Consider the following 16,043-nt stretch of genomic DNA (forward strand, 5'->3'; position numbering starts at 1 on the left):
TGGCATGGCGACCAGCGGGCCGCGCCGCCGACCTCGATAGGGGTGTTTCAGTCCACCTCCTGGTCGTCGACGGGGATGTCCAGTCTGTCGGCCACGGTGGTCAGGGCTGTTCCCAGGGGGAGCGCGACCCGGGTGAGGGCGTGCCGGTCGCCCCGGGTCGGGTCCCGGTTGACGATCAGTACCGGCTTTGCGGCCTGGGCTGCCTGGCGGACGAACCGGAGCCCGGACATCACCGTCAGTGAGGAGCCCAGGACCAGCAGCGAGGCCGCTTCACGGACCAGCCTGCGGCAGTGCTCGACCCGCTGCGGCGGAACGGCTTCACCGAAGAACACCACATCCGGCTTGAGGATGCCGCCGCAGACGGTGCAGGGCACGACGCGGAAGTCCCCGACCTGTTCGTCGGTGAGGTCGGCGTCACCGTCCGGGTTGATGCCGGCGGCCATCGGCTCGAAGCCTGGATTGGCCGCCTCCAGCCGTCGGGCGAGTGCGCGGCGCGGGCTGGAGGCGCCGCAGGAAAGGCAGACGACCCGGTCCAGGCTTCCGTGGAGTTGCACGACGCTCTCACTGCCGGCGGCCTGGTGCAGACCGTCGACGTTCTGGGTGATCACACCCGCGAGCAGGCCGTGCCGTCCGAACGCGGCCACCGCCCGGTGCCCGGCGTTGGGGCGGGCGCGGCCGAAGGTGCGCCAGCCGAGGTGGCTGCGCGCCCAGTACCGGCGCCGGGCCTGGCCGCTGGCGGTGAAGTCCTGGTAGGTCATCGGTGTGTGCCGGCTCAGGCTCCCGCCCTCGCCCCGGTAGTCGGGGATTCCCGATTCCGTGGAGATGCCCGCGCCGCTGAGCACCAGCACACCGCCGGTGCGCAGGGCATCGGCGACCGGCTCCGGATCCGTGGTGCCCGGCGGCAGGTCCTCGGTAGGGGTCCAGCTCAGAGTGGGCCGCATGTGCATGCAGCCAGGGTACGGAACAGGCTGCCACGATCCGCTTCCGCCGTTGGCCCGGATTTCGCGATTCACTGGCTGCCCCGCGGCGGCCTGTTTGCCGCCGTCTTCCCGGTCACGGTGCAGCGCCTGCTCGGCAAGCAGACCGGCCGCCTCACCGCCGACCGGGCCTGCGGCCGCGTGCACGCCGCTCGCGGCCTGGCCCGGCGCGGTGACGAACGCATTGCGGCGACGCTCGTTGACCTGGCGGACTACGACGACCCCAGGGGTGACATCCACGGCCATGTACGGGCAGCCGAAGTCCTGTCCTGTCTGCCCCGGCACCGGGAGAAGGCAGCCGAAGCGCTCACCCGAATCGCCACTGACAGCACGCACTGGGACGCACTCGCCCGCGTAGAGGCTGCCGAGTTCCTGGCCTGGCTGGACGGATACCGGGCGCCCGGCACCGAATTGCTCGCCCGCCTCGCCAACGACAAATCCAGCCGGCACCACGCCCGAAAGGCGCTGGCCGAACTCCACGCCCGCAGGCACCCCACGGCGGGAGCCTCGCGAGCCCGTCGCCAGCGCGATCACCGTGTTCGAGACCCTGCAGCCGCCGACGTCGATCACCTCTTCAGCCGCCTCGACCACGGACCCGGATACCACAAGGGACGCCGCGACGCCGCCATGACCACCGGCCGGACGAACGAGAACCCCAACTACTTCGCCGCCTGGGTGAACCGCCACTGAGACACCCACGGATGCCACGCCGTTATCCCCGCGATCAACGATGGACACGGTGAGGCGGCGCCCGGAATCGTCCGGAACATGGCGGCTACGCGTCCGCGTAGGCTCAACATCGCTGCAGCGCGAGGGATTTGGAAGGCGGGAACGTGAGGCGTGACGAGCTGATCCGACCGGTGCCGGAACTGTTGAAGGAGCACGCCGAGCTGGCGGCGGAACGGGTCGCGTACTCCGACTCCTCGCGCAGCGTCACCTACTTCGAGTTGGAGCGTCGCACCCGCGCGCTGGCCGCATACCTCACCCGGACGGGACTCGGCCGCGGCGACCGCGTCGCGATCCGCCTCGGCAACTGTGTTGAGATGGTGGAGAGTTGCCTCGCCGTCCTGCGGGCCGGGATGGTCGGGGTCCCGCTCGATCCGCGGTGCTCCGACGCCGAACTGGCTCACTTCCTCCAGGACAGCGGCGCCGCCTTCGTCATCACGGACGCCGCGCACCTCGCACAACTGCGGCGGCTGGGACCGTCGTACGACCGCTTGGGCGTCCTGGTCACCGGGACCGGTCCGATCCCTGACGGCGCCCAGCTGTTCCAGAGCGCGGCCGAGAGCGACCGGGCCGCCTCGGAGATCGACATGCTCGGGCTCGACGATCCGGCCTGGATGCTCTACACCTCCGGTACCACCCACCGGCCCAAAGGCGTACTGTCCACGCAGCGAGCCGCGCTGTGGTCCGTGGCCGCCTGCTACGCCCCGATCTTCGGTCTCTCGCCCGACGACCGGCTGCTCTGGCCGCTTCCGCTGTTCCACAGCTTCGGTCACTCGCTTGCGATCCTGGGCGTGACGGCCGTGGGCGCGAGCGCTCGGATCGCCGGTGAGCTGCCGCCGGGCGGTCTGCGGCAGGAGCTGCTCACGGCGCACGAGGGGCTCGGCGGGCCCTTCACCATGCTGGCCGGCGTGCCCGCGACATATCACCGGCTGGTCGACTCGGCCGGTGAGGCCCCGCAGTCGCTGCGGATGTGTGTCGTGGCCGGTGCGCCGAGTGGTCCCGCTCTGCGCACGGCCGTGGAGGAGACCCTGGGGGCACCACTGCTCGACGCGTACGGCAGCACGGAGACCTGCGGCATGATCGCGGTGAATCGTCCCGAGGGGCCCAGGGTCGAAGGTTCCTGCGGGACGCCTGTTCCGGGCATGCACGTACGCGTCGTCGATCCGGGGAGCGGCGCGGACGTCCCGTACGGGGCCGAGGGCGAGGTCTGGGTGCGGGGGCCGAGCCTGATGACCGGGTACCACGAGCAGCGCGAGGCGACGGCCGCCGCGCTGCGGGACGGCTGGTACCGCACCGGCGACCTCGGCCGCCGGGTCGAACACGGCCATCTCAAGCTCACCGGCCGGGTGAGCGAGCTGATCATCCGCGGGGGCGAGAACATCCACCCGACGGAGATCGAGCAGGTGCTGCTGCAGTGCCCCGGCGTGTCCGACGCCGTGGTCGTGGGTGTGCCGCACGACGTGCTCGGTGAGGTGCCGGTCGCCTTCGTCGTACCGGGCCCGGACGGGATCGACGCGCGACGGGTGCTCGGCGAGTGCCGGACCCGGCTGGCCGACTACAAGGTCCCGGTCGAGATCCGGGAGATCGCCGCCGTGCCGCGTACGGCATCCGGCAAGATCGCCCGTCACGCACTGGTCGTCCCCGCTCCGGCCGCCCCGGCGGCTGTCGAGACCGCCCTGCGCGAGCGGCTTCTCGCTCTCTCACGCGAGGAGCAGGAACGCGCGCTACGCGAGACAGTGCTCACCGAGACGGCCGAGGTCTGCCGGTACACGCCGGACGATCTGCCGGACGCGGACAGTTCGTTCGCCGATCTCGGCATGACGTCCGTCGGCGCGATCGAGCTGATGGACCGGCTCGGTGCGCTGACCGGACTGAGCCTGCCGACGACGCTGGTCTTCGACCACCCGACTCCGACTGCGGTGGCTCGGCACCTGCGCGTTGCGCTCTTCGAGAGCGAGCCCATGAGGCACCCGCAGTCGTACGGCGGACGGAGCCGCTCCCGTGGCGACGATCCCATCGTGATCGTCGCCATGGGCTGCCGGTATCCCGGTGACGTCAACTCCCCCGAAGATCTGTGGGAGTTGGTGTCGCAGGGCCGGGACGCCGTCTCGGAGTTCCCGACCGACCGCGGCTGGGACCTGAACGCCCTGTACGACCCCGATCCCGACCGGATCGGCACGTCGTACACGCGCCACGGCGGATTCCTGCACCGGGCCGCGGAGTTCGACGCCGGGCTGTTCGGGATCTCGCCCCGCGAGGCGCTCGCGATGGATCCGCAGCAGAGGCTGCTCCTGGAGACATCCTGGGAGGTGTGGGAGCGGGCCGGCATCGATACGGCGTCGCTGCGCGAGAGCGACACCGGCGTATTCGTCGGCGTGATGCACGGCGACTACTCCGCCCGCTTCACCCACCACCACGAGCTGGAGGCGCAACTGGGCCTGGGGTCGACGGGCAGCGTTGCCTCCGGCCGGATCTCGTACGTGTACGGTCTGCGCGGTCCCGCGATCACGGTCGACACCGCCTGCTCGTCCTCGCTGGTGGCACTGCACTGGGCGGTGCGGGCGCTGCGCTCGGGCGAGTGCTCGCTGGCGCTGGCCGGCGGGGTCACGGTGATGTCGACGCCCAAGCCGTTCCTCGCCTTCAGCCGACAGCGCGGGCTGTCGCTGGACGGGCGCTGCAAGTCGTTCTCGGCCGCGGCCGACGGTACGGCCTGGGGCGAGGGCGTGGGACTCGTCCTTCTGGAGCGGTTGTCCGACGCGCGGCGCCGCGGCCATCCGGTCCTGGCCGTGCTCCGCGGCTCCGCCGTCAACTCCGACGGCGCGTCCAACGGGCTCACCGCTCCCCACGGCCCGGCACAGCAGCGGCTGATCACGCAGGCCCTGGCAGACGCGGGGCTTCGCGCCGATGACGTGGACGCGGTGGAGGCCCACGGCACGGGCACCAAACTGGGCGACCCCATCGAGGCACAGGCCCTCCTGGCCACGTACGGACAGGGCCGCGAGCAACCTTTGTGGCTCGGGTCGGTCAAGTCCAACCTCGGGCACACGCAGGCGGCGGCCGGAGTCGCCGGCGTCATCAAGATGGTGCAGGCCATGCGGCATGGCGAACTGCCCATGACCCTGCACGCCGACTCGCCCACGCCGCAGGTCGACTGGTCCTTGGGCCGCGTGGAGCTGCTGACCGCCCCCCGGCCCTGGCCGGCCTCGGACCGGCCACGGCGTGCGGGGGTCTCGGCCTTCGGGATCGGCGGGACCAACGCGCATGTGATTCTGGAAGAGGCACCGGAGACAGAGACGGCGGTCTCCCAGGAGACGGCTGCGATGTCGCCCGTTCCGTGGCTGCTCTCCGCCGCCGGCGAAACCGCCCTGCGCGCCCAGGCCCGACGGCTCGCGGCCGAAGTGGCGAACCGGCCGGGCCTGTCGCCTGCCGACGTCGGCTACTCGCTGACGGTGTCGCGCTCCGCTCTCACCCATCGGGCGATCGTGCCGACCGGTGACCGGACACGGATGCTGGACGCGCTGGGCGCACTCGCGGAGGGCCGGGACGTACCCGGAGTCGCACGAGGACTGGCGGACCCGGAGGTCCGTACGGCCTTCCTGTTCACCGGACAAGGTCCCCAGCGCTCCCGGATGGGCGCCGAACTGCGCGCCGCCTTCCCCGTCTTCGCCGAGGCCTTCGACGAGGTCTGCCACTACCTGGACGACCGTCTCCCACGGCCAATCAGCGCGGTGCTGTCCGCCGAGGCGGGCTCGTCGGAAGCGGCTCTTGTGGACCGTACGGACTTCACGCAGGCCGGACTGTTCGCCTTCGAGGTGGCGCTGTTCCGGCTGCTCGAGTCGTGGGGCGTTCGAGCCGACCGCCTTGTGGGCCACTCCGTCGGCGAGCTGGCGGCTGCGCATGTCGCCGGCGTATTCGATCTGCCCGATGCGGCGAGGCTCGTCGCCGCTCGCGGTCGGCTGATGCAGGCGCTGCCCGAGGGCGGCGCGATGGTGGCCCTGGACGCGGCCGAAGAGGAAGTCCTTCCGGTGCTGGCCGAGTTCGGGGCACGGGTGGCGATCGCATCCGTCAACGGGCCCCGTTCGGTGGTGATCTCGGGCGCGGAAGACGCGGTGCTCGCGGTCGCCGCCGGCTTCGAGGCGCGTGGCCGCAGGGCCCTACGGCTGCGGGTGAGTCACGCTTTCCACTCGCCTCTGGTGGAGCCGATGCTCGACGAATTCCTGCACATCGCCCGAGAGTTGTCCTTCCGGGCGCCGCGCATCCCGCTCGTCTCCACCGTGACGGGCCGGCCCGCCGAGGCCGCGGACCTGTGCTCGCCGGAGTACTGGGTGCGGCACGCCCGGCTGCCCGTGCGCTTCGCCGACGCCGTGCGCAGGCTCGCGGACGATGGAGTCTCGGCCTACCTGGAACTCGGCCCCGGGCCCGCGCTCACCGCGGCGGCCACCGACTGCCTGACGGAAGGGGTCACGAGGGGTCCCGTGCTCGCCGTGGCGACACGAGTCGGTGAGCACGAACCGGAGACACTCCTTTCTGCCGTGGGGCGGCTGCATGTGGCCGGGGCCGCTGTCGACTGGGCGGCGGTGTACGCGGGTACGGGCGCGCGGCGCGTCGACCTGCCCACGTACGCCTTCCAGCGGCAGCGGTACTGGCTGGACGCACCGCGCCCGGCGCCGGCCGATGCTCAGGCGCTGCTGGGCCCGGCATTCCCGGTACCGGACACCGAGCGGACGGTGCTGACAGGGCTGTTGTCCCTCGCGACCCACCCGTGGCTCGCGGACCATGTCGTCGCCGGGAACGTGATCGTGCCGGCGACGGTGTTCGTGGAGATGGCCGTGCGAGCGGGCGACGAGGTGGGCTGCGGTGCGGTGGACGACCTCGTGATGCTGTCACCGCTCGCCCTGCCGGATTCCACGGGGGTGCGTGTCCAGGTCGTCGTGGGCGCGCAGGACGACTCGGGCCGACGACCGGTCGACATCTACTCCCGGCCGGAGGAATCCGCCGAGGACGTCCCGTGGATGCGGAACGTCTCCGGACAGCTGGGCCGAGGTCGTGCCGTGGAGGATGAGCTGACCCAGTGGCCGCCCCAGGGCACCGAGGCGCTGGATCTCACCGACGCGTACGCCGCCCTCGCCGACGCCGGACTCGCCTACGGGCCTGCCTTCCAGGGGGTCCGTGCGGTCTGGCGGCGCGGCGACGACGTCTTCGCCGAGGTCCGGCTGCCCGCGTCGCACACCTCCGAAGCGGGCCGCTTCGGACTCCATCCGGCACTGTTCGACGCCGCGTTGCACGCGCCGCTGTTCGCCGCGCCCCCCGGCACGAGCACTGTCCGGGTGCCGTTCGCATGGAGCGGAGTGAGCCTGCACGCTTCCGGAGCCACCGAGTTGCGGGTCAGGGTGACATCAATGGGCCCGGACACGGTCTCGCTCACCCTGGCCGACCCGTCCGGTCGGCTCGTGGCACGCGTGGACTCCCTGACCACCAGGGAACTCCCCGCCGACCAGGCCGACATGACGGACGACATCGTACGAAGGGCCCTGCTGCGCCCCGAATGGGCCGCCCCCGGACTCTTTGGCGACGCCGGTGAGCGTGCCTGGGCGGTGCGTGGGACGGACGAGCTGAACCTCGCCGAGTTCCTGACCTGCGCCGCCGACCCCGAGTTCGTCGCCGTCACAGCCGTCGCCCGTGCGACAGACTCCGATCTGCTGTCCGCCGTACACGAGTTGACCGGCAGGGTGCTCAAGACGCTGAAGGACTGGCAGAACGATCCGGGCTCGGCGGGCTCACGGCTCGTAGTGGTGACGCGGGACGCCACCGCGCCGCTGCCGGACCTGGCGGGTGCGGCGGTCTGGGGACTGGTGCGTACGGCCCAGTCGGAGCTGCCCGGTCGTGTCGTCCTGGTGGATGTGGACGGGCGGCCCGAGTCGCTGCGGATGCTGCCCGCGGCCGTCGCCGCCGGTGAGTCGCAACTCCGTGTGCGGGACGGGCAGGTGACGGTTCCGCGACTGGCCGCGACCGATGATGCCGCAGGCACGCGGACCGACTTCGGTGCGAACGGTACGGTGCTGATCACCGGAGGCACCGGCGCGCTGGGCGCGGAGCTGGCACGTCACCTGGTCGCCGAACACGGAGTACGACACCTGCTGCTGACCGGGCGCCGTGGGCCTCAGGCACCCGGAGCCGAGGACCTGCGAGGCGAACTGGAGGGGGCGGGGGCGCAGGTCGGCATCATCGCCTGTGACGCGGCCGATCGTGCTGCGCTGGCCGAGGTGATCAAGCGCTGCGAGCCGCCGCTGACCGCAGTCGTGCACGCTGCCGGGGTCCTTGACGACGGCGTGCTGGACTCGCTGACCCCCGAACGGATGACGGCCGTGCTGCGACCGAAGGCCGACGCGGCCTGGAATCTGCACGAACTGACCCGGGACATGGGCCTGTCGATGTTCGTCCTCTTCTCCTCCGTCTCCGGTCTGCTGGGCCGGGCGGGCCAGGGCAACTACGCGGCCGCGAACACCTTCCTCGACGCCCTCGCCCACCGCCGCGCCGCCGAAGGGCTGCCGACGGTATCCCTGGCGTGGGGCCCGTGGGAGCACACCGGCGGCATGGCGGCGGGGCAGCCCCAGCAGCGGCCACATCCACGTGACGTGTTCGTGCCGCTGTCCACACAGCAGGGCTTGGCCCTGTTCGACGCCGCGCTGCGCTCGACGGAGCCGGTACTGGCCCCGATCCTGCTGGACCGGGCCGCGCTTGGGTCCGGTGCGGGGCACCTGCCACCGCCGCTGCGCGGACTCGTCCGTCAGAACCGGCCGACCGCCGCGGCGACGCCCTCCGGCTCCGAGGAGCTGCTGGAGCCGGGAGCCTGGCGGAAGCGGCTGGACCGACTGCCCGCGGGCGATCGGGAGGCGGCGCTCGTGGAGTTGCTGCGGGCCGACGTGGCCGCGGTGCTCGGATACCCGGACGCCGACGCGCTCCCGGTCGGCAGGACCCTCGCCGACCTGGGATTCGACTCCCTCACCGCCGTGCAGATCCGCAACCAGCTGAGCCTGGCGCTCAAGATCCGGCTGCCGGTAGCGGTGGTCTTCGAGCACCGCACGGCCGAGGACCTGGCACGCCATCTGCTCGGCCTGCTGGACGGTGAACCGGCCGTCGTGGCCGCCCCTGAGGCCACAGAGGCCGAGCGGCCCGCTCACACCCTCTCCTCGCTGTTCCGGACGGTCAGTGCCTCCGGACAACCGGTGGCGGCGATGCACCTGCTCGTCACCGCGTCCTGGGCGCTGCCCACCTTCACCGCCGCCCAAGGCCGCGAGCACGCTCTGCCCCCGATCCGCCGCGCCCACGGCCGCCCAGGCGCCGGAAGGCCGACGGTCGTCTACTTCCCGGCCTACCATCCCTCGCTCGCGTCGAACGGCGGGGACTTCCCGCGCTTCCACCGCGCCTTCCAGGACGACCTGGACGTCCTGGAGTTCCCGCACCCCGGTATCGGCGCCGGTACCGCCGTACCGGAGGACCGCGCCGCGCTGGCGCGTACCCAGGCCGAGAGCGTGCTGCGACACGTCGGGGACGGGCCCTTCGTGATCGTAGGACGGTCGGCGGGCGGCAACGTGGCACACCTGGTGGCCCACCAGCTGGAACGCATGGGCCGGGCACCGACCGGCCTGGTGCTGCTGGACACTTACCACATCACGCCGGACAACAGTGGCAAGGACTGGCTGCTGTCCCTGGCCGCCCCGCCGCCGCAGGACACCGCACGGCCCGACTTCACCGGGGACGACGACAGCGCCCTGGCTGCGACGGGGGCCTACAACCGGATCTTCCTCGGCTGGGACCCGGAGCCGGTCGCCACGCCCATGCTCCTTGTGCGCGCGCTGCGGCCCACGCCCGCCATGGCGGCCTCCGCGGACGAGGACGACTGGCGGACGTCCTGGCCGTCGGCGCACGACGTGGTGGACGTCCCCGGCGACCATCTGACGATGATGCGGGAACACGCGGACACGACCGTGTCGGCGATCCGCGCCTGGATCGAGGCGCGCACCGCGAAGGCAACCCCATGAGCATCGACGCAGGAACAGCGAAGGGAGACCAGTGAGTTCCGCCAATTCCGAGCAGGACTTCGACGTCATCGTGGTCGGCGGCGGCCCGGCCGGGGCCACCGTCTCGGCGGCCGTCGCCCTGCACGGCCATCGTGTCCTCCTCGTCGAGAAGGAGACCTTCCCCCGGTACCAGATCGGCGAATCCCTGCTCCCCTCCACCGTGCACGGCGTGTGCCGGATCCTCGGTGCCGAGGACGAGATGGCACATGCGGGCTTCAAACTGAAGCGCGGTGGCACATTCCGGTGGGGCCGGAACCGGGACCCCTGGCAGTTCTCCTTCGCGTTGTCGCCCCGCCTGGCCGATCCGACTTCGTTCGCCTACCAGGTCGAGCGGTCCCGGTTCGACGCGATCCTCCTGGACAACGCCCGCCGGGTCGGCGTCGACGTACGGGAGGGCTGCCGCGTGACCGGCGTGATCGCCGACGGGGAGCGGGTCCGCGGAGTGCGCTGGACCGGGTCCGACGGCGAGATCCGCGAGGCCGGCGCCCGGTACGTCGTGGACGCCTCCGGCAACGGCAGCAGGATCCACCCGCACGTCGGCGGGAAGCGGACCTACTCCGACTTCTTCCGCAACATCGCGGTGTTCGGATACTTCGCCGGCGGCGCGCGGCTCCCGGCACCCAACGACGGCAACATCTTCTGCGCCGCCTTCGACGAGGGCTGGCTCTGGTACATCCCGCTCCGGGACGACCTGACCAGTGTCGGAGCCGTGGTCGCCCGCGAGAACACCGAGGCGATCCAGCGCGACCCGGCGACCGCGTGGCACCGACTGATCGACGCCTGCCCGGAGGTACGCGGCTTCCTCGACGGCGTCCCGCAGGCCACCGAGCCGCCGTACGACCGGGTCCGCGTCCGCAAGGACTGGTCGTACTGGAAGTCACGGCTGTGGCGGCCCGGCATGGTGCTCGTCGGAGACGCGGCGTGCTTCGTCGATCCGGTGCTGTCCAGCGGAGTCCATCTCGCGACCTACGGTGCGCTGCTCGCCGCCCGGTCCATCAACAGCGGCCTCGCCGGAACCCTGGACGAGGACCGCCTGTTCGCCGAGTTCGAGGCCCGCTACCGGCACGAGTACCGCCTGTTCCACGAGTTCCTGGTCTCCTTCTACGACATGCACCAGGACGAGCGGTCGTACTTCTGGAAGGCGCGCAAGGTCACCAACGTCGGCACGACGGAACTCGAAGCGTTCGTCGAGCTGGTGGGCGGTCTGGCGTCGGGCGACGCGTCGCTCACCGGAGCCGGGCCCTCGGGCGCACGGCTGACCGCCGTCGCCGACGACTTCGAGCGTGCCGTGCGCCGCCTTCCCGACGCCGACGACCTGCGCAATCCGCTCTACGAGTCCGAGAGCTTCCGGCAGGTGTTCCAGGAGGGGACTGTCCTGCAGGAACGTGGGCTGTTCGGCGGGCCGCTGGAGGAGGAGACGCCGCTGCGGCCCGGTGGTCTGGTGGCGTCGGAGGATGGGCTGGCCTGGGTCGAACCTGGGTCGTAGGGGCGGAACCGGCTGGTAGTGGGTGTACGGGAACCGGGCCGGCCCTGAGTGAACCGCCCCGGTAGAGATCCCGGCCTGCCGCGAGTTGTGTGGAGTCGGGATGGCTGAGCGGTGGCGGCGGACCAGCCGACGATGCGCCGGGAGAAGGTGTCCACAACGAAGGCGACGTATCCACGCGGCATTGACCAGCTCGTCGATGTGCACCGCGGAGCAGTCGGCGAGCTCCCCGCTCGACGATGCCGCCGCGGCCAGCTCGCTGTCCTGGACCGTCTCGAGTTGAAGGCGAGGCGACTCGCCGTGGTGGGGTGTGCTCAGGAGTCAGTGGGAGGAATGAGGTTGTCGAGAGCCTCGGCGCAGGCCTGGGCGGCCTGGGCAGAGCGCGGCAGCATGAGGTTCTCGTAGGCGCGGACGGCGTCGGCGATGCTGGGTTCGGTGATGAGGGCGTGGGCGAGGTCGGCGCCGTCGAGCATGGCGAGGTTGGCACCGAGCCCGACGGGGGGCATCAGGTGGGCGGCATCGCCCAGCAGGGTGATGCCAGGGACGTGTTCCCAGGTGTGCGGGACAGGCAGTACGAACACGGGCCGGTTGACGAAATCGCCGTCGTGGTGCCGCAGGAGGTCGAGCAGGTTCTCGTCCCAGCCGTCGAACATCTTCAGCAGATGTGCGCGCACGGCCGCCGTGTCGTCGGGTTCCACGTCGGCGGCCACGTGCCAGTCATGTGGGGCGCGGAAGGCGACGTAGACGCGGATGTGGCCGTTGCTGTTGCGTTGGGCGAGCAGGGCCTTGCCGTCGGCCGTCGCCAGCAGGGTGCCGTTGCCGACCATGCGTGCGAGGGCGGGATGGCGGGTGTCGCAGTCGTCGAAACCGGTCTCGATGAAGGTGACACCGGTGTAGCCGGGTGTGGCGTCTGAGAGGGCCGGGCGGATGCGCGACCAGGCGCCGTCGGCGCCGACCACCAGGTCGGCGTCCTCAGCGGTGCCATCGTCGAGGAGCAGGCGCCAGGAGCCGTCCCCGAGCGGGGTGGCCCCGGTGACAGTGCAGCCCCAGCGGACGGTGCCCTCGGCGAGGGATTCCAGGAACAGGTTGCGCAGCTGGCCGCGGTCGATCTCCGGGCTGTCGTCGTCGTGGCCGGGCCCCGGGACGGGCAGGGCGGTGGCGGTGACGGGGTCAACCACGCGCCACTCCTGGCCTTCGGGGCGGGACAGGGTGCGGAACCGGTCGAGCAGGCCCGCCGCGCGCAGAGCGATCTGACCGGTGTCGGCATGTATGTCGAGGCTGCCGCCCTGGGGGCGGGCGCCGGTGGCAGCCTCGGATTCGAAGACGGTGACGGAGCGGCCGTGGAGCTGCAGAACGCGAGCTAAGGCAAGGCCGCCGAGGCCGGCGCCGACGACCACGATGCGGCGGCCGTGAGCGGAGTTCATGGGAGTGTCTCCTCGAAAGGTGGGTGAGTTGCCAGGAGATCCGGCGCGTGACCAAGAAAGCACAGTCACCAAGAAAGTGCCTCTGAAATACGGTCTGCCGGTACCGAACAGACCAGGCGCTGCGAGCCCAAGAGGCTCAGACTTGCCAGTCCCTGGCCGGCGACGCACCCCAGCTCCTTCTCGACCACGGCGAAACGCTCGGCCGGCCAACTCAAGCGCTCACCCGCCAAGTGAAGCGCAGCCTGCCGGACGAAGGCGGCCTGAGCGTGGTCGTCTACAGCGCGCCACCCGGAACCCCTGTCGAGGACGGCCTGAAGCTGCTCGCCAACTGGTCCGCCACAACCGGACAGGACCAGGACGCCAAATCCACGAGCAAACCGTCGCCCCGGCAGCCCTAACGAGTGGCACCGGCCCAAAGAACCAACCCGCTCTGCCTGCGACCTCACTCCAGCGCTCGGGCCGCCCCGGGGCCTTCCGGCGCTCAGCGGCGACTGTCACCGGGCGCGCGCAGACCGGTGAGTTGGGCGATCGCCTCCGGGGACTGCGTGAAGTAGCGGCGGAGGATTCAAGACACCCTGACCTCCACCGAAGGCACGCTCACCTTGTCGCGTCAGGACTCGACACAGCTTCTCAGCGGCAATCCGGCCACGACGGTCGGCACGTAGACGACCACGTGTCACAGTGCGCGCCCGGCTTGCTGTGTCCCGCTCGACATGCTGCCGTACCTGGTCCCAGTGAGGGGTAGGGCAACGGTGGAAGTAGCAGTGCATCTCGCAGCCGAGGGCCCGCGCGGGATGCTCTTCTTGGCCGGCCGCTGCCACGCTATCCCGCGTTGCGCGGCGACAGCCGCCGTGTGATCCGGTCGAACAGCTCTGTCAGCGGCTCGCCGACGTCCCGACCGAACTCGGTCAGCCCGTAGGTGACCTGAGGCGGCGTCGTCGGCTCGACCTCCCGCCAGACCAGGCCGTCCTGGAGGCGATGTCCGCCGGATCGATGATCGGCACCCCGACGTCGCCGATGCGCGCGGCGACGACCTGCCGCGCGCGGCACCCGCCCCGGCGGCAGTTGCTTGTCCTGGCGCCAGCGCACCTCACTGTTCTGGACGGCGTAGCGCTGAACCCAGATACGCCGGAGCACGTCGACGGCGGGCAGCTCACGTAGCCAGCCGGGAGCGTCCTGCCTGTAGACCGCCGTGAGCAGGGCGAAGCCGTCGGAACCGATAGTCAGGGCGTACTCGGTTCGAGCCGCGTCGCCGACTGGCCAGTCGAGGCCGGTGATTATCCACCCGCTGTAGCCGTCGGTGCCGGGGCTGACCTGGGTATGGCTGCTGCGGTAATGGTCACCGCGACGGTTCGGTAGCCAAGACCCTGGGCTACTGCGGTGGTATCGCCTCGACGTGGGGAAAGCCGGTACGCAGGGCGTTCCTGAGTGAGTGTCAAGTCCATCATGCCTGCTCGGAGGCGATTGCGGTAGGACGGAGCGCACGTCCGTCCGGGCTTGTCGCAAGCCGTGGTCCGCCCTCAGACTCGTCGACATCCACTCTCCGGCAAACGTGCCGGCATCCCTTCTCGGCTGCCGGTGCGTTCGTCGTGCTGCCTCGTCGTGTGACGGGTGCGGTCGGAGGTGAGGGAATGAAGGGGGATCGATGGATCAGGACTTGGTTGTGATGGCGAGGGTCAAGCTGCTCAGCGCCAACCGGCGGGTGGTGCGCGGTGTCGAGGGGTTGTGGATCTACCGTCTGCTGACACAGGTCGAGCCTGAGGTGTACGGGTCGAAGCTGGCGTACGTCCTGGTGGAGGCCAGCGCCTCGCCCCTGGTGCGGGAGCTGCCGGAGCGACGGCTGGCCCTGTTGGACGAGGCGGTGGCGGTGGCGACGGCTCTCGGCACAGCGAACCCGTACCGGGCGAAGGTACTGGCGCGGGCGCTGGCTGCCAGTCAGCGGGAACCGGAGGGGCGCCCGACGGAGTAACTGGCTCAAGGAGGCGCAGGGCATCCAGGTCTGCTGACGCAAGACGGGGGTGGGACCTTGCAGTGGCGGTCACCCTCACGGGCGACGATGAGCATGGTGACCCACTCGATCAGGGCGCATGACGGGTATTTGAGCCACAGGGGTCGGTGATACCGGTCTGGCACACCGCCCAAGTTGTCAACGGCAGAAGATGGCGCAGGAGACCCGGCCCGCCGGATCGTTCCCCTGCGCCATGGCCAGGATGAGCCCGCGAGCGACCGCCCTCGCCTCCTGAAGCCGCCCGTTGGATCACCATGCGCCAACAGCGGTTCTGTTGCTGCATCCTGGCTCTTACCGAAGAGATCCAACAGGGGGCGCTGGATGTGGTCAGTGTTGTCAACGGGCGAGGTACCGGCGGGGGAACGGTTCGACTGGTACTCCGACATCGTCTCGCGTGAGGTGATGCCCGCCGCACTCAGCAGCGAGCGGCCCGCCGAATTCCATGGCGAGGCCGCCGTGCTGGACCTGGGGGAGATCCGTGTGTCGAGGTTCTCCTTGTCGCCCCTGCGCTCTCGGCGTACGGCCGCGATGATCCGGCGTGGCGACCCGGAGCAGTACCAGCTGGCCCTTTTGCGCAAGGGAGCCACGTCGCTGTCGCAGCACCGGAACGAGTGCACCATCGGAGCCGGTGACCTCATGCTCTGGGACACCTCGCGTCCCTCCTACAACCAGATGCCCGCCGCAGGCGGCCAGGTGCAGGCGACGATCCTGCTGCTGCCCCGGAACATCATGCCGTTGCGCACCCAGCGCCTCGACCAGGTGCTGGCCCGCCGCATCCCGGGCGACCGGGGCATGGCCTCGATCCTGTCATCCTTCATGACCGCACTCGAAGACCACGGCGCCGAATGCAGTCCGGAAGAGCTACGTCGTCTCGGCACGGTCGCCGTCGACCTCGCGACGGCCTGCCTGGCCCAGTACCTGGACACCGAGGACCAGCTTCCTGCCGAAGTCCGGACGCAGGCGCTGGTGCAGCGGATCCACGCCTTCATCGAGCACAACCTCGGCGACCCGGAGCTGAATCCGTCGGTGGTCGCCGCCCACCACCACATATCGGTGCGCACTCTCCACCAGCTCTTTCACGACCAGGGCGAGAGCGTCCGCGCCTGGATACGCCGACGCCGCCTCGAGCAGTGCCGCAGCGACCTCGCAGACCCCGGTCTCCGCGCCCGCCATGTGAGCGCCATCGCCGCCCGCTGGGGCTTTAGCGGACCAGTGGTCTTCAGTCGTTCCTTCCGCGAGGCGTACGGACTTAGCCCTACCGAGTTCCGAGCGCTGTGTGTCAACGATTTCTGTGCCGAGCGTTCAGTGTGACGGACGATCAGCGCATCCGTCCGCGGGCTTGAG

Annotated in this window: 8 protein-coding genes and 1 pseudogene; 6 read left to right on the forward strand and 3 right to left on the reverse strand. The window is 70.8% G+C overall.

Annotation, left to right across the window (positions count from 1 at the left end; all coding sequences use genetic code 11):
• Window positions 1–47: 47 nt before the first annotated feature.
• Complete coding sequence (locus tag ACIPSA_RS42105) at window positions 48–947, reverse strand: NAD-dependent protein deacetylase (RefSeq protein ID WP_402645134.1); 900 nt, start codon at window positions 945–947, stop codon at window positions 48–50.
• Between the two features lie 111 nt (window positions 948–1,058).
• On the opposite strand from ACIPSA_RS42105, the gene ACIPSA_RS42110 reads away from it, so the two are divergent.
• The 3 genes from ACIPSA_RS42110 to ACIPSA_RS42120 all read left to right on the forward strand — a co-directional run bounded on the left by ACIPSA_RS42110 (window position 1,059) and on the right by ACIPSA_RS42120 (window position 11,270).
• Window positions 1,059–1,667: a hypothetical protein gene (locus ACIPSA_RS42110; RefSeq protein WP_402645137.1), complete on the forward strand. Its 609-nt coding sequence runs from the start codon at window positions 1,059–1,061 to the stop codon at window positions 1,665–1,667.
• A gap of 143 nt (window positions 1,668–1,810) precedes the next feature.
• Window positions 1,811–9,745, forward strand: a complete 7,935-nt coding sequence (locus tag ACIPSA_RS42115; RefSeq protein WP_402645139.1) for an SDR family NAD(P)-dependent oxidoreductase — start codon at window positions 1,811–1,813, stop codon at window positions 9,743–9,745.
• A gap of 31 nt (window positions 9,746–9,776) precedes the next feature.
• A complete protein-coding gene (locus tag ACIPSA_RS42120; protein WP_402645140.1) occupies window positions 9,777–11,270 on the forward strand; it encodes a tryptophan 7-halogenase in 1,494 nt (497 codons plus the stop codon).
• 311 nt (window positions 11,271–11,581) lie between these two features.
• Here ACIPSA_RS42120 and ACIPSA_RS42125 read toward each other — a convergent pair whose 3' ends face one another.
• Entirely contained in the window at window positions 11,582–12,691 is a 1,110-nt protein-coding gene (locus tag ACIPSA_RS42125) for an FAD-dependent oxidoreductase (RefSeq protein ID WP_402645143.1), read from the reverse strand.
• A 230-nt stretch (window positions 12,692–12,921) separates the two neighbouring features.
• On the opposite strand from ACIPSA_RS42125, the gene ACIPSA_RS42130 reads away from it, so the two are divergent.
• The gene (locus tag ACIPSA_RS42130) at window positions 12,922–13,089 is read left to right on the forward strand and encodes a hypothetical protein (RefSeq protein WP_402645145.1); all 168 of its coding nucleotides are present in this window, start codon (window positions 12,922–12,924) and stop codon (window positions 13,087–13,089) included.
• Between the two features lie 424 nt (window positions 13,090–13,513).
• Here ACIPSA_RS42130 and ACIPSA_RS42135 read toward each other — a convergent pair.
• A pseudogene (locus ACIPSA_RS42135) lies at window positions 13,514–13,666 on the reverse strand (winged helix-turn-helix transcriptional regulator); the annotation flags it as partial.
• 670 nt (window positions 13,667–14,336) lie between these two features.
• On the opposite strand from ACIPSA_RS42135, the gene ACIPSA_RS42140 reads away from it, so the two are divergent.
• Both ACIPSA_RS42140 and ACIPSA_RS42145 read left to right on the forward strand, forming a co-directional pair.
• Entirely contained in the window at window positions 14,337–14,660 is a 324-nt protein-coding gene (locus ACIPSA_RS42140; RefSeq protein ID WP_402645147.1) for a hypothetical protein, read from the forward strand.
• 360 nt (window positions 14,661–15,020) lie between these two features.
• On the forward strand, window positions 15,021–16,010 hold the full coding sequence (locus ACIPSA_RS42145) for a helix-turn-helix domain-containing protein (RefSeq protein WP_402645149.1): 990 nt from the start codon (window positions 15,021–15,023) through the stop codon (window positions 16,008–16,010).
• Window positions 16,011–16,043: the final 33 nt, after the last annotated feature.

The organism is Streptomyces sp. NPDC086549, from assembly GCF_044746205.1.
Lineage (GTDB): Bacteria > Actinomycetota > Actinomycetes > Streptomycetales > Streptomycetaceae > Streptomyces.

What these genes read in the sequence shown, in the direction of transcription:
- ACIPSA_RS42105 (WP_402645134.1), bottom strand. Translation starts at nt 947, where the DNA reads ATGCACATGCGGCCCACTCTGAGCTGGACCCCTACCGAGGACCTGCCG.
- ACIPSA_RS42125 (WP_402645143.1), bottom strand. Translation starts at nt 12,691, where the DNA reads ATGAACTCCGCTCACGGCCGCCGCATCGTGGTCGTCGGCGCCGGCCTC.
- ACIPSA_RS42140 (WP_402645147.1), top strand. Translation starts at nt 14,337, where the DNA reads ATGGATCAGGACTTGGTTGTGATGGCGAGGGTCAAGCTGCTCAGCGCC.
- ACIPSA_RS42145 (WP_402645149.1), top strand. Translation starts at nt 15,021, where the DNA reads ATGTGGTCAGTGTTGTCAACGGGCGAGGTACCGGCGGGGGAACGGTTC.